This window comes from Naasia sp. SYSU D00057 (genome assembly GCF_017916505.1).
Taxonomy (GTDB): Bacteria; Actinomycetota; Actinomycetes; order Actinomycetales; family Microbacteriaceae; genus Naasia.
Genome location: NZ_JAFMSZ010000001.1, coordinates 705,751 through 722,988, shown reverse-complemented (window position 1 = coordinate 722,988; position 17,238 = coordinate 705,751). Strand labels below are relative to the sequence as shown.

General features: G+C 73.8%; 16 protein-coding genes and 1 other RNA gene. 10 read left to right on the top strand and 7 right to left on the bottom strand.

Annotated elements, in window-relative coordinates; translation table 11 throughout:
• Window positions 1–7: 7 nt before the first annotated feature.
• On the top strand, window positions 8–916 hold the full coding sequence (locus tag J3P36_RS03425) for an ATP-binding cassette domain-containing protein (protein WP_210505837.1): 909 nt from the start codon (window positions 8–10) through the stop codon (window positions 914–916).
• Window positions 913–1,743 carry an ABC transporter permease gene (locus J3P36_RS03420; protein WP_307806933.1) on the top strand — a complete coding sequence of 277 codons (831 nt, stop codon included), beginning with the start codon at window positions 913–915 and terminating at the stop codon, window positions 1,741–1,743. The genes J3P36_RS03425 and J3P36_RS03420 overlap by 4 nt, the downstream gene beginning before the upstream one ends.
• On the opposite strand, the gene J3P36_RS03415 is transcribed toward J3P36_RS03420, so the two are convergent.
• The 4 genes from J3P36_RS03415 to J3P36_RS03400 all read right to left on the bottom strand — a co-directional run bounded on the left by J3P36_RS03415 (window position 1,736) and on the right by J3P36_RS03400 (window position 5,625).
• Window positions 1,736–2,686, bottom strand: coding sequence for an SDR family NAD(P)-dependent oxidoreductase (locus J3P36_RS03415; protein ID WP_210505836.1), 951 nt, complete (start codon window positions 2,684–2,686; stop codon window positions 1,736–1,738). The genes J3P36_RS03420 and J3P36_RS03415 overlap by 8 nt on opposite strands.
• Before the next feature lies 1 nt (window position 2,687).
• Window positions 2,688–3,194, bottom strand: a complete 507-nt coding sequence (locus tag J3P36_RS03410; RefSeq protein WP_210505835.1) for a DUF2231 domain-containing protein — start codon at window positions 3,192–3,194, stop codon at window positions 2,688–2,690.
• 117 nt (window positions 3,195–3,311) lie between these two features.
• Complete coding sequence (locus J3P36_RS03405; protein ID WP_210505834.1) at window positions 3,312–4,871, bottom strand: beta-N-acetylhexosaminidase; 1,560 nt, start codon at window positions 4,869–4,871, stop codon at window positions 3,312–3,314.
• Window positions 4,872–4,995: 124 nt separating this feature from the next.
• Window positions 4,996–5,625 carry a phosphoribosyltransferase family protein gene (locus tag J3P36_RS03400; RefSeq protein WP_307806932.1) on the bottom strand — a complete coding sequence of 210 codons (630 nt, stop codon included), beginning with the start codon at window positions 5,623–5,625 and terminating at the stop codon, window positions 4,996–4,998.
• Window positions 5,626–5,702: 77 nt separating this feature from the next.
• Between J3P36_RS03400 and J3P36_RS03395 the strand changes: the two genes are divergently transcribed.
• The 6 genes from J3P36_RS03395 to J3P36_RS03370 all read left to right on the top strand — a co-directional run bounded on the left by J3P36_RS03395 (window position 5,703) and on the right by J3P36_RS03370 (window position 12,755).
• Window positions 5,703–6,569, top strand: coding sequence for a DUF72 domain-containing protein (locus J3P36_RS03395; protein ID WP_210505832.1), 867 nt, complete (start codon window positions 5,703–5,705; stop codon window positions 6,567–6,569).
• A 4-nt stretch (window positions 6,570–6,573) separates the two neighbouring features.
• Complete coding sequence (locus tag J3P36_RS03390; protein WP_210505831.1) at window positions 6,574–7,446, top strand: DMT family transporter; 873 nt, start codon at window positions 6,574–6,576, stop codon at window positions 7,444–7,446.
• Window positions 7,447–7,465: 19 nt separating this feature from the next.
• Entirely contained in the window at window positions 7,466–10,645 is a 3,180-nt protein-coding gene (locus J3P36_RS03385; RefSeq protein WP_210505830.1) for a cytosine permease, read from the top strand.
• Between the two features lie 16 nt (window positions 10,646–10,661).
• Window positions 10,662–11,402 (top strand): hypothetical protein, encoded by a 741-nt coding sequence (locus J3P36_RS03380; RefSeq protein ID WP_307806931.1) that lies wholly within the window; start codon window positions 10,662–10,664, stop codon window positions 11,400–11,402.
• Window positions 11,403–11,515: 113 nt separating this feature from the next.
• An RNA gene (gene rnpB, locus J3P36_RS03375) (RNase P RNA component class A) lies at window positions 11,516–11,882 on the top strand.
• A gap of 348 nt (window positions 11,883–12,230) precedes the next feature.
• Window positions 12,231–12,755, top strand: a complete 525-nt coding sequence (locus J3P36_RS03370; protein ID WP_210505829.1) for a class I SAM-dependent methyltransferase — start codon at window positions 12,231–12,233, stop codon at window positions 12,753–12,755.
• A 100-nt stretch (window positions 12,756–12,855) separates the two neighbouring features.
• Here J3P36_RS03370 and ppgK read toward each other — a convergent pair whose 3' ends face one another.
• The gene (gene ppgK, locus J3P36_RS03365; RefSeq protein ID WP_210505828.1) at window positions 12,856–13,662 is read right to left on the bottom strand and encodes a polyphosphate--glucose phosphotransferase; all 807 of its coding nucleotides are present in this window, start codon (window positions 13,660–13,662) and stop codon (window positions 12,856–12,858) included.
• A 125-nt stretch (window positions 13,663–13,787) separates the two neighbouring features.
• On the opposite strand from ppgK, the gene J3P36_RS16190 reads away from it, so the two are divergent.
• Window positions 13,788–13,988 (top strand): SPOR domain-containing protein, encoded by a 201-nt coding sequence (locus J3P36_RS16190; protein ID WP_246854125.1) that lies wholly within the window; start codon window positions 13,788–13,790, stop codon window positions 13,986–13,988.
• 131 nt (window positions 13,989–14,119) lie between these two features.
• On the opposite strand, the gene panB is transcribed toward J3P36_RS16190, so the two are convergent.
• Entirely contained in the window at window positions 14,120–14,938 is an 819-nt protein-coding gene (gene panB, locus J3P36_RS03355; protein ID WP_210505827.1) for a 3-methyl-2-oxobutanoate hydroxymethyltransferase, read from the bottom strand.
• Between the two features lie 71 nt (window positions 14,939–15,009).
• The gene (locus J3P36_RS03350) at window positions 15,010–15,603 is read right to left on the bottom strand and encodes a hypothetical protein (protein ID WP_210505826.1); all 594 of its coding nucleotides are present in this window, start codon (window positions 15,601–15,603) and stop codon (window positions 15,010–15,012) included.
• 135 nt (window positions 15,604–15,738) lie between these two features.
• Here J3P36_RS03350 and J3P36_RS03345 point away from each other — a divergent pair, with 135 nt between their 5' ends.
• Entirely contained in the window at window positions 15,739–17,001 is a 1,263-nt protein-coding gene (locus J3P36_RS03345) for an MFS transporter (protein WP_210505825.1), read from the top strand.
• Window positions 17,002–17,238 lie beyond the last annotated feature (237 nt).

The window sequence follows — 17,238 nt, the reverse complement described above, 5'->3', positions numbered from 1 at the left end:
AGTCTCCATGCCGACCGGCGTGCCGATCGAGTTCGAGGGCGTGACCAAGCGCTTCGGGACCGTCGACGCGGTGTCCGACCTCACCGCCACCGTCCTGCCCGGCCGCGTCACCGGGTTCCTCGGCCCCAACGGCGCCGGGAAGACGACGACCCTCCGGATGCTGCTCGGCCTCGTCACGCCGACCAGGGGCCGCGCGACGATCGGCGGGTCCGTCTACCGGGACCTCGACCGCCCCTTCGCGACCGTGGGTGCCGCGCTCGAGGCGGCGAGCTTCCACCCCGGACGCAGCGCCCGAGAGCACCTCCGCGTGCTGGCGCTCGGCTCCCGGATCGACCCGGCTCGGGTCGACGTCGTGCTCGAGGCGGTCGGCCTGACGCAGTACTCGCGGCGGCGCGTCGCCGGCTACTCGCTCGGCATGCGTCAGCGCCTCGGCCTCGCCGCCGCGCTCCTCGGCGACCCGGGGGTCCTGGTCCTCGACGAGCCGATCAACGGGCTCGACCCCGAGGGCATCAAGTGGATCCGCTCGTTCCTGCGCTCCCTCGCCGACGAGGGCCGCACCGTCCTCGTCTCGTCGCACCTGCTCACCGAGGTGGAGCAAACGGTCGACGAGGTGCTCATCGTCGCGAAGGGCCGGCTGGTGCACAGCGGCAGCCTCGCGAGCCTCGAGGCGACCGCCGCGCCGCGCGTGCTCACGGACGCGCCGAACCGCCCGGCACTGCTCGGGGTGCTCCGCGCGGAGGGTCTGCCCGCCGAGGAGGGGCCGGACGGGATCCTCGTGTCCGGCGCCGAGCCCGGCCGCATCGGCCACGCCGCCTTCGCCGCCGGCGTGGAGCTGAGCCTGCTCGCGCCGCAGCGGCAGGTGTCGGGACTCGAGGACGCGTTCCTCACGCTCGTCGGCGAGGAGGGAGCACTGTGACCGCGTTCGCCGCGGCGACTCGAGCCGAGCTCGCCAAGATTCTCAGCACCCGCATGTGGTGGGTGCTCCTGATCGTCCTCGTCGCCTACGTCGGCCTGCTCGCCGCGGGCATCGCCTTCGGCCTGGGAGCCCTGGGCACTTCGGGCGGGAACGAGGGACCTCCCGGAACGGTGGCGGGACTGCCGCTCGCCCTCGTCGCCCCTGTCGTGTTCGCCCTCGCCACCTCCGTCGGCTATCCGCTGCCGGCGCTGCTCGGGTCGCTCTCGGTCACGAGCGAGTTCCGGCACAAGACGCTCACGCCGACGTTCCTCGCCACCCCGAGGCGCGGGGGAGTTCTCGCCGCGAAATGGCTCGTCCTCCTGGTGCTCGGCGCCCTCTTCGGGGCCGCGGCCCTCGTCGCCACGGTGGGCCTCGGCGCCGCGGGCCTCTCCGCGTTCGGCCTGGATCCGCAGCTCGGCGAGTCGGACACGTGGGCGCTGATCGGGCGCGCGGTGCTCGCCATGGCGCTCTGGGGCGTCGTCGGCGTCGGTCTCGGCGTGCTGGTGCCGAGCCAGGTCGGCTCGATCGTGATCATCCTCGCGTTCACGCAGTTCGTGGAGCCGATCCTCCGCACCGCCGCCGGCTTCGTCGACTGGGCGGGGGAGGTGGGCAGGTTCCTGCCGGGCGCCGCGAGCGACGCCCTCGTCGGGGCGAGCATCTACACCGCCATCTCCGCGGGCACGGCCAGCCAGCTCGAGTGGTGGCAGGGCGGAATCGTGCTCCTCGGCTACGCGGTGCTGTTCACGGTGATCGGCGCGCTCACCACGTGGCGCAGCGACGTCACCTGACGCGCCGCCGGCGCGGGAGGAGCAGGATCGCCGCGGCCGCCGCGAAGGGGAGCAGACGGGCGGCGGCCGGCCAGCGCCAGTCGCCGCTCACCGCGTTGAGCTCCGGCTGAGGCGCGAACACGTTCCCCGGCGACGGTGGGACGTCGCCCCCGCGCAGGGCGAGCAGGTCCATGGTGGGCCGGACCATCCGCGAGTACAGGTTGGGCGCGAGGCCGTGCAGCGGCACGAGCAGGCTCTGCGTCCAGCCGACCGCGACCGCGCGCCGGGGCCGGTGCAGCACTCGGTGTATCGTGGCGGCCACCCGCTCGGGGGCGACCATCGGCGGCAGCGGATGGGCGCGCTGACCGGTGTAGTTGGCGGCGTGCTGGTAGACCGGCGTGTCGATCGTGGCGGGCAGCACCGTGCTCACCGTGATGCCGTCCTGCTGCACCTCCTGGCGCAGGACCTCCGCGAAGCCCATGAGCGCGTGCTTGCTCGTGATGTAGCCCGAGGCGTACGGGCTCGTCACGCGGGAGTAGATGGAGGCGATGAAGACGATGGCCCCGCCGCCCTGCCTGCGGAAGATCGGCAGCACCGCGCGGGCGCTGTAGACCTGGCCGAAGAGGTTCGTCTCGATCTGCTGCCGGAAGACCTCGGGCGGGGTGTCCTCGAAGCTCCCGTACGCGAACACGGAGGCGACGCCCACCCAGGCGTCGATGCGGCCGAACCGCTCGACGGCGCGCTCGGCGAGCCGGCGCACCTGCTCCTCGTCGCTGACGTCCGTCGGCACCGCGATCGCGTCCGAGCCGAGGCCGCGGCACTCGGCCGCCAGCTCCTCGAGGGTGTCCGCGCTGCGCGCGGCGAGCACGAGGGGAGTGCGGCGGCGGGCGAGGCGGAGGGCGGTCGCCCGCCCGATGCCGCTCGACGCTCCGACGAGGACGACGACCCGATCCCGGTCGCGCACGCTAGCGGTACGCCTTGATCTGGGTCTCCTCGTCCGCCACGCGGACGCCGTGCCGGTAGGACAGCTCGCCCCCGAGGTAGCCGGAGGCTGCGAGCAGCAGCAGCGCGATCAGGCTGAGCACGAATCCGGCGACGCTCACCTCGTCGAACCCGTTGCCGAGCCGCACCAGCCAGCTGATGAGCATGAGCGCCATCACCGCGATGTTGAGGAACATGTGCGTGCGCGCGGTCCGCTTCACCTTCGTGCCGGTGGTCAGCGTGCCGTAGTCGAGGAAGCCCAGGACAGCGGCCGCGGCGGCGCCGACGAGTCCGATGCCGATCAGCCAGCCCGCGCCTCGGGCGAAGGTCTCCTGCTGGTCTCCGAAGATGGCGACGAGGTCGAAGACGAACGCCGCGACCCATGCGCCGATCGGAATGGTGATCACCATCGCGTGGAACGGGTGCCCGTAGGGGCCGGCCAGGGCGGTGCGCGGTCGCTTCGCCCGTCGGAGTGCGCTCTCCGCTTCCATGTGTCCTCCTCGTGTCCACCGCAACGGTATGCCCGGCTTCGAGGCGGGGCGAAGGGGTTGCCCCGGGACGCGGAAGCGGGCATGCCCGAAGCGGCTGCGCCGGCGGAGAGCCCCGGCCTAGCGGCCCCCGGTGAGCAGCGGCCGGCGCTCCGGCGGCACCTGCTCGAGCTCGAGGAACGCGGACGAGGTGTCGAACTCGCGGTAGGACATCCCGGCCGCCCGCAGCCGTGCCATGTGCGAGGACACACGCCGGTGGAAGTCCGGGAAGTCGCGGTAGCCGCCGGGCGCGAGCGGCGCCCGCCACACCGCCTCCGCGAATGCGCACAGGCGCGGAAAGGTCATGTACTCCGCGTGCCGCTCGTTCGGCACGTACTCCGACCAGAGGTGCACCTGCCCGCCGAGCACGCGCCCGCAGCCCGGAGTGCCGTACGCCGCGCGCAGTTCCTCGGGCACCGGCTCGAACTCGAAGACCCGCGCGAGCGGCAGCGGGGAATCGGGGAACGTGACCGGCTCATCGGGGTTCGTCGACTGCCGGTGGTCGAGGTAGACGTATTCGGACGGGGACATGACGACGTCGTAGCCCTGCAGTGCGGCGTTCACTCCGTAGCCGCTGGTCCGCCACGCCATCACGAGCGTGTCCTTCGGGGCGCCGCCGGTGACCACCTCGTCCCACGCGACGAGGCGCCGCCCGCGGGTCCGGATCATCCGGTCGATCTGCGCCGTGAACCAGCCCTGCAGCTCCTCCTCGTCGGCGATGCCGAGCTCGATGCGGCGCCGCTGCACGGCCGCGGACTCGCGCCACTCCCGCTTCGGCACCTCGTCGCCGCCCCCGTGCACGTATGCGCCGGGGAAGATGTCCATGACCTCGTCGAGCACGGCCTGCACGAACCGGAGGGTCGAGTCCTCCAGGTTGAGGATGTGCTGCGAGATGCCCCACCGCGTCCGCACGTCGGGCATGGCGCCGTTGCCGAGCTCGGGGTACGCCGCGATCGCGGCGCCGACGTGGCCGGGGAAGTCGACCTCGGGCAGCACGCGGATGTGCCGCTCGGCCGCGTACGCGACGATGCGCTCGAGGTCCGCCCGCGTGTACGCCCCGCCGTGCGGCCGCTCGTCGTGCACGTGGTCGTCGTGCCCCGAGTCGCCGTGCGGGGAGTCGAAGCCGATGACCGTGCCCGCGCGCCACCCGCCCACCTCCGTCAGGCGCGGGTAGCCGGGGATGGGGATGCGCCACCCCTGGTCGTCGGTGAGGTGGAGGTGCAGCACGTTGAGCTTGTGGGCCGCGAGCTGGTCGATCATGCGCAGGATGAAGCCGACCGGGAAGAAGTGGCGCGCGACGTCGAGCATGAAGCCGCGCCAGGGGTAGGCGGGCTCGTCCTCGATGCGCACGACCGGCAGGTCGACGGGGCCGCGGGCGAGGGCGCGGGCGAGGGTGGGGGAGGAGAGGCGCTCCGGCGGAAGGAGCTGCAGCAGCGTCTGCTCGCCGTAGAACAGGCCCGCCGTGCCGCCGGCACGGAGGCGAACGCCCCCCACGCCCACGTCGAGCACGTAGCCCTCCGCGGGGAGCGCCGTGTCGATCCTCCGCAGCACCTCTGAGGCGTCCGAGAGGCGGATCCTCCCCTCGCCGAGGGACACGCGGGCGGGCTGGGGCACGAGACCGAGATCGGCGACGTTCGGCATGGCGGGAACCTCCGATCCCCACTTTATGGAATCGATCCCAGGAAGGAGGAGCAGCAGTGCCCCCGCAACGGCGTGTCCTGCTCGGGAAGCGCGCCGGCGGGATCCGGATGCGCGCGAGCGCCGCTCAGCGGCGGGTGGCGAGGGCGGCCAGCACCTCGTCGTCGCTCGTCTGGTCGAAGACCGCGTAGGCCTGCCCGACGGCGAAGAAGGCCTCCGGCGTCTCGAGGGCGACGAAGTCGTCCGCGTGCTCGCCGAGGGTCTCCATCCAGTCGGCGGGAGCGACGGGGGTGGCGAGCACGATCTCCTCCGCCCCGCGGCTCGCGGCCACCTCGCACGCGGCCTCGGCGGTCGAGCCGGTGGCGATGCCGTCGTCGACGATCACGGCCGCGCGTCCGCGCAGATCGAGCGGCCGCATCCCGCCCCGGTAGCGGGCAGCGCGGCGCTCGAGCTCCACCCGCTCGGCCCGCTCGATCGCCGCGAGCTGCTCGGCGCTCACGTGCAGGGCCTCGAGGATCTGAGGATGGACGACCCGCACGCCCTCCTCGCCGATCGCGCCCATGGCGTACTCGGGGTTGGAGGGGGAGCCGAGCTTCCGCACCAGGATCACGTCGAGGGGGGCCGCGAGCGCCCGTGCCACCTCCGCCGCGACCGGAACCCCGCCGCGGGGCAGCCCGAGCACGACGGCGTCGCGGATCCCGAGCGTGCGGATCCGCTCGCCCAGCTGCTCGCCCGCGTGCTGCCGGTTCCGGAACACCCTCCCACGGTACGGCGGCGGCACCCCGGGCCGGTAGGGGGACGGGGCGACCCCGCTCCGCCGGTAGCCTCGGCAGGGTGAGCGCGGCGCGGGCCTACATCGGGATCTCCGGCTGGCGCTACGGCGGCTGGCGGGGCGACTTCTACCCGAAGGGCCTGCCGCAGCGCCGGGAGCTGGAGTACGCGGCCGAGCGCTTCGGGTCCGTGGAGATCAACGGCTCCTTCTACTCGCTGCAGCGGCCGAGCAGCTATCGCGCCTGGGCGGAGCAGACGCCCGAGGACTTCGTGTTCGCGGTCAAGGGCGGCCGGTACATCACCCACATGCTGCGGCTCCGGAACGCTGATGCCGCCCTCGGCAACTTCTTCGCGTCGGGGCTGCTCGCGCTCGAGCAGCGGCTCGGCCCGGTGCTCTGGCAGCTGCCCGGCCGGGAGCGGTTCGACGCCGAGGTGCTCGACGCGTTCCTCGGGCGACTGCCGCGGACCACCGCTGAGGCGGCGGAGGTCGGCCGGCGCCACGACGAGAAGCTGAAGGGCGAGCCGGAGCTGGGCGTCCGTGAGTCCCGCCGCATCCGGCATGCGCTCGAGGTGCGGCACGCGAGCTTCGACGGCCCCGAGTGCGCCGAGGTCCTGGCGCGGCACGGCGTCGCACTCGTCGTGTCCGACGGCGCGACGGAATGGCCGATGATCGGCCGAGTCGAGACCGCGGACTTCGTCTATGTGCGGCTGCACGGCGGCGAGGAGTTGTACGTCAGCGGGTACTCGCCCGAGGAGCTCCGGGCCTGGGCGAGCGAGGTGCTCGGCTGGCTCGACGGCAGCGGCTCCGCGGACGGCCGCCCCCGCGACGTGTACGTCTACTTCGACAACGACGCGAAGGGCTTCGCCCCATGGGACGCGCTCGAGCTGCAGCGGCTGGTCCGGGAGGGGAGCGCGGCTCCGGCAGGATGAGCGAGTGCTCGCCATCGTCCTCGCCAGCCTGCTCTGGGGCACGACGGGAACGGCGGCGAGCTTCCTGCCGCCGTCCGTCCCGCCCGTCGCGACCGGGGCGGCGACCATGGGGATCGGCGGTGCTCTCCTCTTCGCGGTCTCGGCACGGCGCGCGACCGCCGTGCTCCGCGATCGGGGCGCGCGCCGGTGGCTGCTGCTCGGCGGAGCCGGCGTGGTCGCGTATCCGCTCGCCTTCTACTCCTCGATGGAGTTCGCCGGGGTCGCGGTCGGCAACGTCGTCAGTCTCGGCTCCGCGCCCGTGTTCGCGGCGGTGCTCAAGTACGCCGTCGATCGGCGGCCGCTCAGCCGCCGCTGGCTCGTCGCCACCGTCCTCGCCGTCGCCGGCGTCGCCGTGCTCGGCTTCGCGGGCGACGAGGCGCGCACGGACCCGGAGCTCGCGCCGGCGGGAGTCGCGCTCGGCCTGGTCGCCGGGTTCAGCTACGCCCTCTACACGTGCGCGTCCGGGCATGTGCTTCGGCGCGGACACGGGTCGAACGCCGTGATGGGGGCCGTCTTCGGACTGGGCTCGGTGCCTCTCCTCGTCGTCCTCCTCGTCGTGGGAGCGCCGCTGCTCGCCTCGCCCGAATCGGTGGGCGTCGTCGCCTACCTCGCGCTCGGGCCGATGTTCGCCGCCTACCTGCTGTTCGGCCGCGGACTGCGGACGATCGACGCGCGGACGGCCACGACGCTGACCCTGCTGGAGCCCGTCGTGGCGACCGTGCTCGCCGTCGGAGTGGTCCAGGAGCGGCTTCCCCTCCTCGGCTGGGCGGGCCTCGCCGCGATCCTCGCCGGAGTCGCGGTGCTCGCGTTGCGGCGCGCTCCCCGACGTTCCACCTGACCGTCAGTAATATTCAGCCATGTCCGAGGCCCGGGAGGACCCTGCCGCCGCGCGCGCCGCGCGGTCCTCCGGCGACGTCCCGGACGCCATCCACGACGACGACGAGCTCGCCGCGGCCCTCCAGGCCCAGCTCGAGCGCTTCGCCCCCTCGGGCCCGATCCCGATCATCCCCGCCGAGCTCGCCGAGCAGGATCGGCGCCGCCGAGCGGGGGAGGCGCCCGCTGGGGGACCGGCGGCCTCCGCGCCGGCCGCGCCGACCTCGTCTCCGGCCGAGCCCGCCGCCGCGCCGCTCGCGGCCGTGCCGCCGGCGGCCGTGCCGCCGGTCGCCGTGCCGCCGGCGCCCGAGGCCGCTCGCTCCGAGCCGGTCGGCGCTCTGCCGGAGGGCCGCCCCTCCTGGCCGCCGTTCGCACAGGCCGACCGGCCGGCCGGTTCCCATGCGGCGCCACCCGTCGAGGACGAGGGCCGCAACCAGCGCCGTCCGAGCGGCCGCCGTGCGGAGCGGTCGTCGCCCATCCCGACCCGCCTGCCGACGGGGCCCATCCCCACCCTCGGGCGGACGACCCCGCCGCCGTCGGTGCCGGACCTGCGCTTCTCATCGCCCGTACCGCACTTCCAGCCACCGGCACCGCTCCGGTCGCCCGAGCCGGAGCCCGTCCGGCCGCCCTCGCCGCCGGCCGCGGAGGCTGCGGCTCCGCCCGCTCCCGCCGGCTCTCCGGAGCGGCGTGTCGCCGACGAGCCGACCCGGGCCGAGCCGGCGACGCCGCCGGCGGAGGGCAGGACTCCCGAGTCGACCGCCGCCGATGCGGCGCTCGCGACGGATCTCGTGCCCGCCGCCGGTCCTCGACCGGACCCGCTCACCCTGCTCGAGCAGCTCCAGCCCCGGCTCGCGCAGGTGCGGCTCGACCCGGAGACGTACCGCGAGTGGGAGCGGTCGTTGCGCGAAGTGTCCGAGAGCGCGCCGCCCCCGCCGGTGACGGGCGTCCTGTCGACCCTGCCCGCCGCATTCCCGCCGCGCGCCGGCTCGACGCCGCCCACCCCGACCCCAGCGCCGCAGAGGCCTGCCTTCGACCCCCTGGGTGTCGCACCGGCCCCTGTCCCCGCGCCGCCGGCGTCCGATCCGGCGGGGCTCACCGCGTCCGCTCTGGGGCTGCCTCCGCTCGGTGCCCCGCCGACCGAGCCGGTGCCCGTCGGGGTCCTGCGCGGCGTTCCGATCGCCGAACCGCACGAGGACGACGAGGTCATCTCCGCCGAGCTGGTGGAGGACGACGACGAGGACGAGGGGTGGGGCTCGCCGGGCGCTCCCGACGATTCCCCCGCGGCCGCGCCGGAAGCGCCGTCGACCGGCGTCGTGCCCGTGCAGGCCAGCCCCATGCCGGCGACCGGGTCGGCGGCGCTCGCGTTCCGCAGCCGCCGCTCCGCACCACCGCCCGCCGACCCGGCGGAGTCGGGGGAGGTGGAGGCGCTCGACCTCGACGGGATCACCGCCAACACCGGTCCGCTTCCGACCGGGTCCATGCCGATCATCACCGCGCTGGACCGCGACCTCGACGACGACGTCGACGACCTCGCGGCGCCCGAGGAGCTGCTGCCGGTCACCGGCTCCGTCCCGATCTCCGACCTCGCGGACACCGGCTCGGTCGCGCCGGTGCCGAGCGCGAGCGTCCGCACCGGTGTCATCACCGTGCCGACGACGGCCCACACCCTGCCCTCCCCGTTCGCCGTCGAGGCGGCCGACCTGCGGCCGACCGAGGAGGAGCAGAGGCTGCGGCGGCCCGTCGCCCAGTTCTGGCTGTGGCTCGCGCCCAACGCGTCGGCGCTGACCCTCGCGCTCGGCGGCGCCCTGCTCGCCCTCGGTGTCAGCTTCCGGCAGGCCGTCGTCGCCGCGATCGTCGGCGTCGTCCTCGCCTGCCTCACGCTCGCCGTCGACGTCCTCGCTGTGAAGCGCACGGCGCAGCCCGTCGCGGTCGTGTCCCGCGCCGCGTTCGGGCTCCGCGGCAACCTGCTGCCGACGATCGTGCTGCTGCTCGCGCGCCTGTTCTGGTCGGTGGCGCTCGCCTGGCTCGCCGCGGGCACCGTGCGGGCGGTCGTCGCCGCCGCCGGCTGGGAGGCGGTGTCGCCCGCCGCGGCAGGGGTGGCCGCCGCGGTCGTGCTTCCGGTCGTCGCCGGGCTCATCGCCGTCTTCGGGCACGGACTGCTCGCCCGGGTGCACCTCGTGCTCGGCATCCTCTCCGTCGCCCTGCTCCTCGTGCTCGTCGTGCTGACGGCGCCGATGCTCGACCTGACCGCGGTGCTCGCCATCCCCGACGGGTCCCCGCTGCGCCTCGTCGCCGCGGCAGTCGCGGTCTTCTCGCTCCTCGCGCTCGCGTGGGCGTCGGCGGGCGGCGAGCTCGCCCGCTACCAGCAGCCCGGCAGCTCGGGCAGCGCCACGTCCGCCTGGGCGTCGCTCGGCGCCGCGGCGCCCGCGCTGCTGCTGATCGTGTGGGGACTGCTGCTCAGCGGCTCGTCCCCGGCCGACCCGCTGTCCCTCGACGTCGATCCGGTCGCGGCCCTGCTCGACCGGCTGCCGGCCTGGGCGCCCGTTCCGCTCCTCTTCGCGGTGCTGCTCGGCCTCGTGGCCGCCCTGGCGACCGTGCTGTACTCGACGGGCCTCACGCTCGGAGCTGCCGGCGTCCGCGGCGCCCGCTCCGTGCGAACCGTCCCGGCGGCCGCCATCGCGATTGCGGGCGGCGTCGCCCTGCTGCTGGCGGCGCCGCCGACCGTCGCCGTGCTCGCCGACCTCGTGCCCGTCGTCGCCGTGCCCGTCGCCGCGTGGACGGGGCTCGTCGCCGCAGAGTTCGTGCTCCGCACCCGGCCGTTCGACCCCGACTCGCTCCTCCGGAGCGGCAGGCGGTATCCGGACGTCCGGTGGCCGATGGTCGCCGCCCTCGCCGGGCTCACCGTCGTCGGCATCGGGCTCGTCGGGCGCTCCGACTACGCCCCCTTCGCCGGCTACCTGTGGACGCTGTTCGGGGCCGACAATGCCGGCGACCTCGCCCAGTCCGACCTCGGCGTGCTCCTCGCCCTCCTGCTCGGCTTCGTCGTGCCGTTCCTCACCGGCCGCGCCGAGGTGCGGCGCCAGGAGCGCTGGACGCCCGACGCTCCCTCCGATCCCGCGCCGGACCCCGAGCCCGTGCCAGCGGACCAGGTCGCCGCCTCCTGATCGCTACGCTGGGACCGTGACCTTGCGCGCGGCCCCCCAGGACCAGGAGAAGCTTCTCGACCTGCAGGCGATCGACACCCGGACCCAGCAGATCGCGCACGCCAAGCGCACCCTGCCGCAGCTCGCCGAGCTCGCGACACTCACCGCGACCGGAGACGCGCTCCGCCGCCGGCTCGCCGCCGAGCAGGGGACCCTCGACGACCTGCGCACGGAGCTGCGCCGCATCGAATCCGACGTCGAGGTGGTCGACACCCGCATGGCGCGCGACTCCGCACGCCTGCAGAGCACCGCGTCCGCGAAGGACGCGCAGGGCCTCGAGCACGAGCTCGCCTCCCTCAGCCGCCGCAAGAGCGACCTCGAGGACATGGAGCTCGCCGTGATGGAGAAGCTCGAGGAGCAGGAGGCCGTCATGGCCGGCCTCGAGGGCGAACGCGACGCCCTCGCCCTCCGTCGCGGAAGCCTCGAAGCCGACCGCGACCGGTCCGTCGCCGCGCTCGACGCCGAGGCGGCCGAGCTCGTCGGCAGGCGCGAGGCGCTCGTCGCCACCCTGCCCGCCGACCTCGTCGAGCTCTACGAGCGTCTGCGCTCCCGCTACGGCATCGGGGCCGCCCTGCTGCGCCGCGGCGTGTCCGGCGGCAGCAACGTCGCCCTCACCGCCTCCGACCTCGCCGCCGTGCGCGCCGCCGCCCCCGACGAGGTCGTCCTCGACCCCGAGAGCGGCTGCATCCTCGTCCGCACCGCAGAGTCCGGGCTCTGACCCGCGCGCCGCTCGCGCGGGTATTGCGGACGACCTGCGACGTTCTCCGGGATGACGGGTGTCCGGACGGCCCGCGGCGGCGTCGTCCGGCGCGCTAGACTCGACGACCGGAATGGGTCGGCAAGACGGTCGCGTCATCCGCGAGGATGCCGAGGAACGTCCGGGCTCCACAGAGCAGGGCGGTGGGTAACACCCACCCGGGGCAACCCGAGAGCAAGTGCAACAGAAAGCAGACCGCCACGACGCCCCGTGCGTCGGGGTAAGGGTGAAACGGTGGTGTAAGAGACCACCAGAGGCCTGGGTGACCAGGCCTGCTGGGTAAACCTCGCCCGGAGCAAGGTCAAGCAGGGAACGTCGAGGCTGCTCGCCGAGTTCCCGGGTAGACCGCTGGAGGCGCACGGCAACGTGCGTCCGAGATAGATGGCCGTCGAGGGTGCTTCGGCACCTGAACAGAACCCGGCGTATCAGCCGGCCCATTCCGCTCTCTTGCTTCTGGGGCGTACGCGGCGGGTGGGAGGCATCGTCGCTGCTCAGACAGTTGCGCGGCAAGCGTGCCGCGCAAAACTCGCCTCGACGATGCCTCCCACCCGCCGCTGCCGGTACGGCAGCGAGCGGATGGGCGCCTCAACGAAGGGTGTCTGTCGGTTGCCGGAGCTCCTGCTTGGTGAGGAGGGTGGGGAGGTGTCGTCGTTGCGGGAGTGGCTTCTGTGTCCTGAGTGTGGGCGGGAGCTCGAGGCGGACGGCGGGGTGCTCCTCTGCTCCAGTGGGCATCGGTTCGAGGTCGGGCGGCGGGGGTATGCCGCGCTCGTCGGCGGGCGGTCCTCGCTCGTGCGGAGTGATCCCGCTTCCGTCCTCGACGACATCGATCGGCGGTGGGCGGGCGAGAGGCTCTCCCGCGTTGTCGATGCCGTCGTCGCGGAGCTGCCGGCCGGGCGGGAGCTGCGGTTGCTCGACTGCGGTGGGGACCTCGGGCATCTGCTTGCGGCCGGGCGGGCGGCGCGTGGCTCGCTCGACGCCGTCTACGTCAGCGCGTCGCCGTCGGCCATCGTGCGGGCGATGAAGCGGTCCGGGGCGGCGGGGCTGCTCGCGGACCCAGCCCGGGAGTGGCCCGTGCGGGACGGGGCCGCCGACGTCGTGCTGTGCGCTTTCGCCGAGCATCGGCCCGCCGAGTTCCACCGCGTGCTCACGCCGGGCGGTGTCGTGGTGTTCGTCGCTGCTGAGGCCGACGTCGCCGCGCTCGACGACGACGTGTACCCCTGGTTCGAGCACGACCAGACCCGCACGGTCCCCGCGGCCGAAGGCGTGGTGAGCGTCGTCCGCTACAGGCGGCGCCGTCGTCCGCTCTCCTGGTGAGCGCGTCCACGTCCGCCGAGATGCCAGAAAACGCCCCTACTCGCGCGAGATAGGGGCGTTTTCCGGCATCTCGGGCGAGGTGAGTCGCCCGGAGGCGGGGCTAGGCGTTCGTCTTCGCGACCGCGTGCTCGGCCTCGACGCGGTGGCGCAGCCCCGCGCCGTGAGCCGCGAGGGAGGCGCAGCCGAGGATGCCGGCGTTGTTGCGGAACTTCGCGGGCACGATCTCGGTCTTCAGGTCGAGGAGCGGGAAGAAGTCCTGGTAGTGCTTCGAGACGCCACCGCCGACGATGAACAGGTCGGGGGAGAAGAGCTTCTCGAGGTACGCGTAGTACTTCTGCAGCCGCTTGGCCCACGCCTTCCAGCTGAGGTCCTCGCGCTCCATGGCCGCGTAGGAGGCGTGGCGCTCGTAGTCGGGGTGGCCGTCCAGCTCGAGGTGACCGAGCTCCGCGTTCGGGATCAGGCGCCCGTCGTAGATGAGGGCGCTGCCGATGCCGGTGCCGAGCGTGGTCATGATCGTGAGGCCGCGGCGGTCCTTGCCGGCGCCGAACTGCGCCTCCGCGTAGCCGGCCGCATCCGCGTCGTTGACGAAGGTGATGTCGCGGCCGATGCCCTTCTCGAACAGGTCCTCGGCGGCGAGCCCGATCCACTCGTCCGACACGTTCGCCGCCGACATGGTCCTGCCGTGCTGCACGACGGCCGGGAAGCAGACGCCCACCGGGGTGCCCTCGCCGAGCTTCGGGACCTGGGAGATCACCTGCTGCACCGTCTGCACGATGTCGTCCGGGCGCCCGCCCTTCGGGGTGGGCAGCTTGATCCGGTTGGAGAGCAGCTCCCCGGAGTCCACGTCCACGAGGGCGCCCTTGATGCCGGTTCCGCCGATGTCGATGCCGATCGCCTCAGTGCTCACCCCTCCAACCTAGTCGCGCCCCCGTTCTTCGATTCGGACCTTGCGTGCGGGGGCGCAAACGCTCCGGCGTAGGATCGGGTCGAGCGGCCGCGGGAGTCCAGCGGCCCGAGCGACCGGGAGGCGTCATGGCCGACGACGAGCTGCTGTGGTGGTACAACTCGCGCACTGGCCAGGTGGAGCGGGGCAAGCTGTCGAACGCGATCGACCGCGTCGGCCCGTTCGCCACCGAGGAGGAGGCGAAGCACGCCCCCGAGAAGCTGCGCGAGAACTCCCAGCGCTGGGCCGCCGAGGAGGCCGCCGACAACGACTGGGGCCGCCGCAGCTAGCCCTCCGGGCCGCCGCCCTCGGACCCGCCGTCAGCAGGACTTTCCGCCGTCAGCAGGACTTCCGGCTCGGAAAACTCCTGCTCAACGCAGAATCTCCTGCTCAGTGCGGGCGCCCGTTCCGGGCGCCGGACCTACGACTCGTACTCGTGCTCGGGGGCCGGGTAGGCGCCCGACGAGACGTCGTCGCGGAAGGCATTCACCGCGTCGGTGAGGACGGCGCGGAGGTCCGCGTACTTCTTCACGAAGCGCGGGTAGCGGCCTCCGTGCAGCCCCGCGAAGTCGGTCCAGACCATGAGCTGCCCGCTCGTGTGCGGGCCGGCGCCGACGCTGATGGTCGGGATACGCACCGCCTCGGTCACCCTCTTCGCGACCTCGCTCGGCACCATCTCGAGCACGACCGCGAAGGCGCCCGCCTCCTCGACCGCGAGCGCGTCGGCGAGCACCTGCTCGGCGCCCTCGCCGCGGCCCTGGACGACGTGCCCGCCGATCTGGTGCTCGCTCTGCGGCGTGTAGCCGATGTGAGCCATGACCGGGATGCCGGCGGACACGATCCGGCGGATCTGCTCAGCACTGCGCACACCGCCCTCGAGCTTCACGGCCTGCGCGCCCGTCTCCTTCATGAAGCGGAACGCGGTCTGCAGCGCCTGGTCGGCCCCGAGCTCGTAGGAGCCGAACGGCATGTCCGCGATGACGAACGCCCGCTGTGCCGCGTTGGCGACGGCGCGCGTCAGCGGGATCAGCTCCTCGACGGTGACCGGCACGGTGCTGTCGTAGCCGAGCACGACCTGCCCCGCGGAGTCGCCCACGAGGAGGAAGTCGATGCCCGCCTGGTCGAAGATGGCGGCGGACAGGGCGTCGTAGCTGGTCAGCCCGACGATGGGGATGCCGTTGTCCCGGGCCCGCTGGAAGTGCCGCTTGCGGACGCGCTTCAGGGGCGCCGGATCGCTCATGGAGCCAATCCTAGAACCGGCCGATCCCTCGGCTTCCGGCGACGACCCGGGCGCGGGACCGACCGCCTCGATCACCCATCCGCTCGCTCGCGCCGCAGCTGCGAGAGGGCGGCGACGGTGAACACGACGCCGATCGTCAGCAGGCCCGCGGCGACGAGCGGATGCACGGCGCCCTCGAGCCAGCCGAGCGACCACCAGAGCGAGAGCGCGCCGAACAGGGTGAAGCCGATGCCCAGCGCCACCCCTGCGCGCGGGGCGCCGAACCAGCGCACCCGTCCCGCCTGGTCGGCCGCCTGGTTCTCGGCGATCTGCCGCTGCTCCCAGTCGCGCCCGCGGCGCTTCCGGAAGAAGATCAGGATCCCGACCCCCGCCAGCAGGGAAACGACGCCCAGAACCCAGAGGGCGGTTCCCGCTTCGCCCGCGGCAGCGCCGAGGGCGGCGGCGAGCACGAGGACTCCGACGCCGAGGACCATGAGCAGGATGGGCGCGACCCATCCGACGATCCGGTTCTGCGCCATCGCGAACCGGCGGCTCCCGGCGAGGTAGCGGCGCTCGCGCTCGCTCCGCTCCGACTCGGGCTTCCGCATGATCCGACGCTCGACGAGCATGACCAGAAGTGCCGCACCGAGCAGCACCGCGAACACGATCGAACAGACCGGGTCCATGTCGACGTTCCTTCCGTTCGCCGCCTCCCCAGGCCCGCTTCTCCGCGGTGGCTGATGGAATCCTAGGAGTTCTCAGGGAGCGGCCCGACGGCTTGCTCCGAGCGCTCGATCCGTGGCATGGCTACGGTGTTCGGCATGACCGGAGGAACCGCGCCGCAGCCCACCGATGCGGCGCCGGATCAGGGGTACGTCGCCGCCGTTCAGCGACGCACCGTCCGCGTGCTCGTGGCGGGGCAGATCCTCGGTGGCGTCGGCATCGGCGCGACGGTCGCGATCGGATCCGTCCTCGCCACGGAGGTGTCCGGCTCGGAGGCCTGGGCGGGTGCCGCGGCGACCCTCGCCACTCTCGGCGCGGCCGCCGCGGCGGTGCCGCTGGCGGGGCTCGCGCGCGCGTTCGGGCGCCGCGCGGCGCTGACGCTCGGCATCCTCACCTCGACGGTCGGTGCGGTGATCACGGTCGTCGCCACGGGCCTCGACGCGTTTCCGCTGCTGCTCGCCGGCTTCGCGCTGCTCGGCGTCGGCGCGGCGGTCAACCTGCAGACGCGGTTCGCGGCCACCGACCTCGCGAGCCCCGAGCACCGCGGCAGGGACCTGTCCCTCGTGGTGTGGTCGACGACGATCGGCGCCGTCGCCGGCCCCAACCTGTTCGGCCCCGGCGAGCTGATCGCCGACGCGTTCTCGATGCCGCCGCTGACCGGATCCTTCGTGATCGCGGTCGTGGCGCAGCTCGCCGCCGCCGCCACGTTCCTCGTGGGCCTCCGTCCCGATCCGTATGCGCTGAGCCGGCGACTGCCGGCCTCGCCGACGCCGCCGCCGACGGCCGGCCGCGTCTCCGCACGGGCACTGCTGGTCCTCGCCATCGCGTCCATCGCGGGCAGCCACGCCGTGATGGTGTCGGTGATGTCGATGACGCCCGTGCACCTCGCGCACGGCGGCGCGACGCTCACCGTCATCGGCGTCACGATCAGCCTCCACGTCGCGGGGATGTTCGCGCTCTCGCCTGTGTTCGGCTGGCTGAGCGACCGGATCGGCCGCATCCCGACGATCCTTCTCGGCCAGGCGGTGCTCGCGGCGTCCCTCGCCGTGACCGCGGCGGCCGGACACTCGGCGCCCGCCGTCACCGCAGGACTCATCCTGCTCGGCCTCGGCTGGAGCGCCACGACCGTGTCCGGGTCGGCCCTCGTCTCCGACCTCACGACCGGCGCCGCGCGCACCCGCGCGCAGGGCCGCACCGACCTCGTCATGAACCTGACGGGTGCGTTCGGCGGCGCGGCGGCCGGCCCGGTGCTGGCGCTGGTCGGCTACGCGGGGCTGGCGCTGCTCGCCGGCGTCGTCGTGGTGCTGGTAGCGGGTGCGAACCTCGTCGTGCCGCGGCGGGCGGCGTCCACCGCCGCCTGACCCGTCGGGCGCCGCGACGGGGCCGCGCCCGCGTGCGGAGGGGCATCGGCTCGCGAGATGCCACTTGTCGCCGGCATCCGGCCGGATGAGCGCACCAAGTGGCATCTCGGGCGGAGTGGACGGAGCTTCAGCAGGCGCGGAGGAGGTTCAGCAGGAATATTCGGCCCTCCGGTGCCTGCTGAGGACGATTTGTGCCTGCTGAACCGATCCCCGTCCCGAGCCGTCCCGGCCCAGCCG

Bases quoted from the DNA above. Each gene is read 5' to 3' on its own strand.
- J3P36_RS03425 (WP_210505837.1), top strand. From the start codon at position 8: ATGCCGACCGGCGTGCCGATCGAGTTCGAGGGCGTGACCAAGCGCTTC.
- J3P36_RS03410 (WP_210505835.1), bottom strand. From the start codon at position 3,194: ATGGAAGCGGAGAGCGCACTCCGACGGGCGAAGCGACCGCGCACCGCC.
- J3P36_RS16190 (WP_246854125.1), top strand. From the start codon at position 13,788: ATGGCCGACGACGAGCTGCTGTGGTGGTACAACTCGCGCACTGGCCAG.
- panB (WP_210505827.1), bottom strand. From the start codon at position 14,938: ATGAGCGATCCGGCGCCCCTGAAGCGCGTCCGCAAGCGGCACTTCCAG.
- J3P36_RS03405 (WP_210505834.1), bottom strand. From the start codon at position 4,871: ATGCCGAACGTCGCCGATCTCGGTCTCGTGCCCCAGCCCGCCCGCGTG.
- J3P36_RS03350 (WP_210505826.1), bottom strand. From the start codon at position 15,603: ATGGACCCGGTCTGTTCGATCGTGTTCGCGGTGCTGCTCGGTGCGGCA.
- J3P36_RS03385 (WP_210505830.1), top strand. From the start codon at position 7,466: ATGTCCGAGGCCCGGGAGGACCCTGCCGCCGCGCGCGCCGCGCGGTCC.
- J3P36_RS03345 (WP_210505825.1), top strand. From the start codon at position 15,739: ATGACCGGAGGAACCGCGCCGCAGCCCACCGATGCGGCGCCGGATCAG.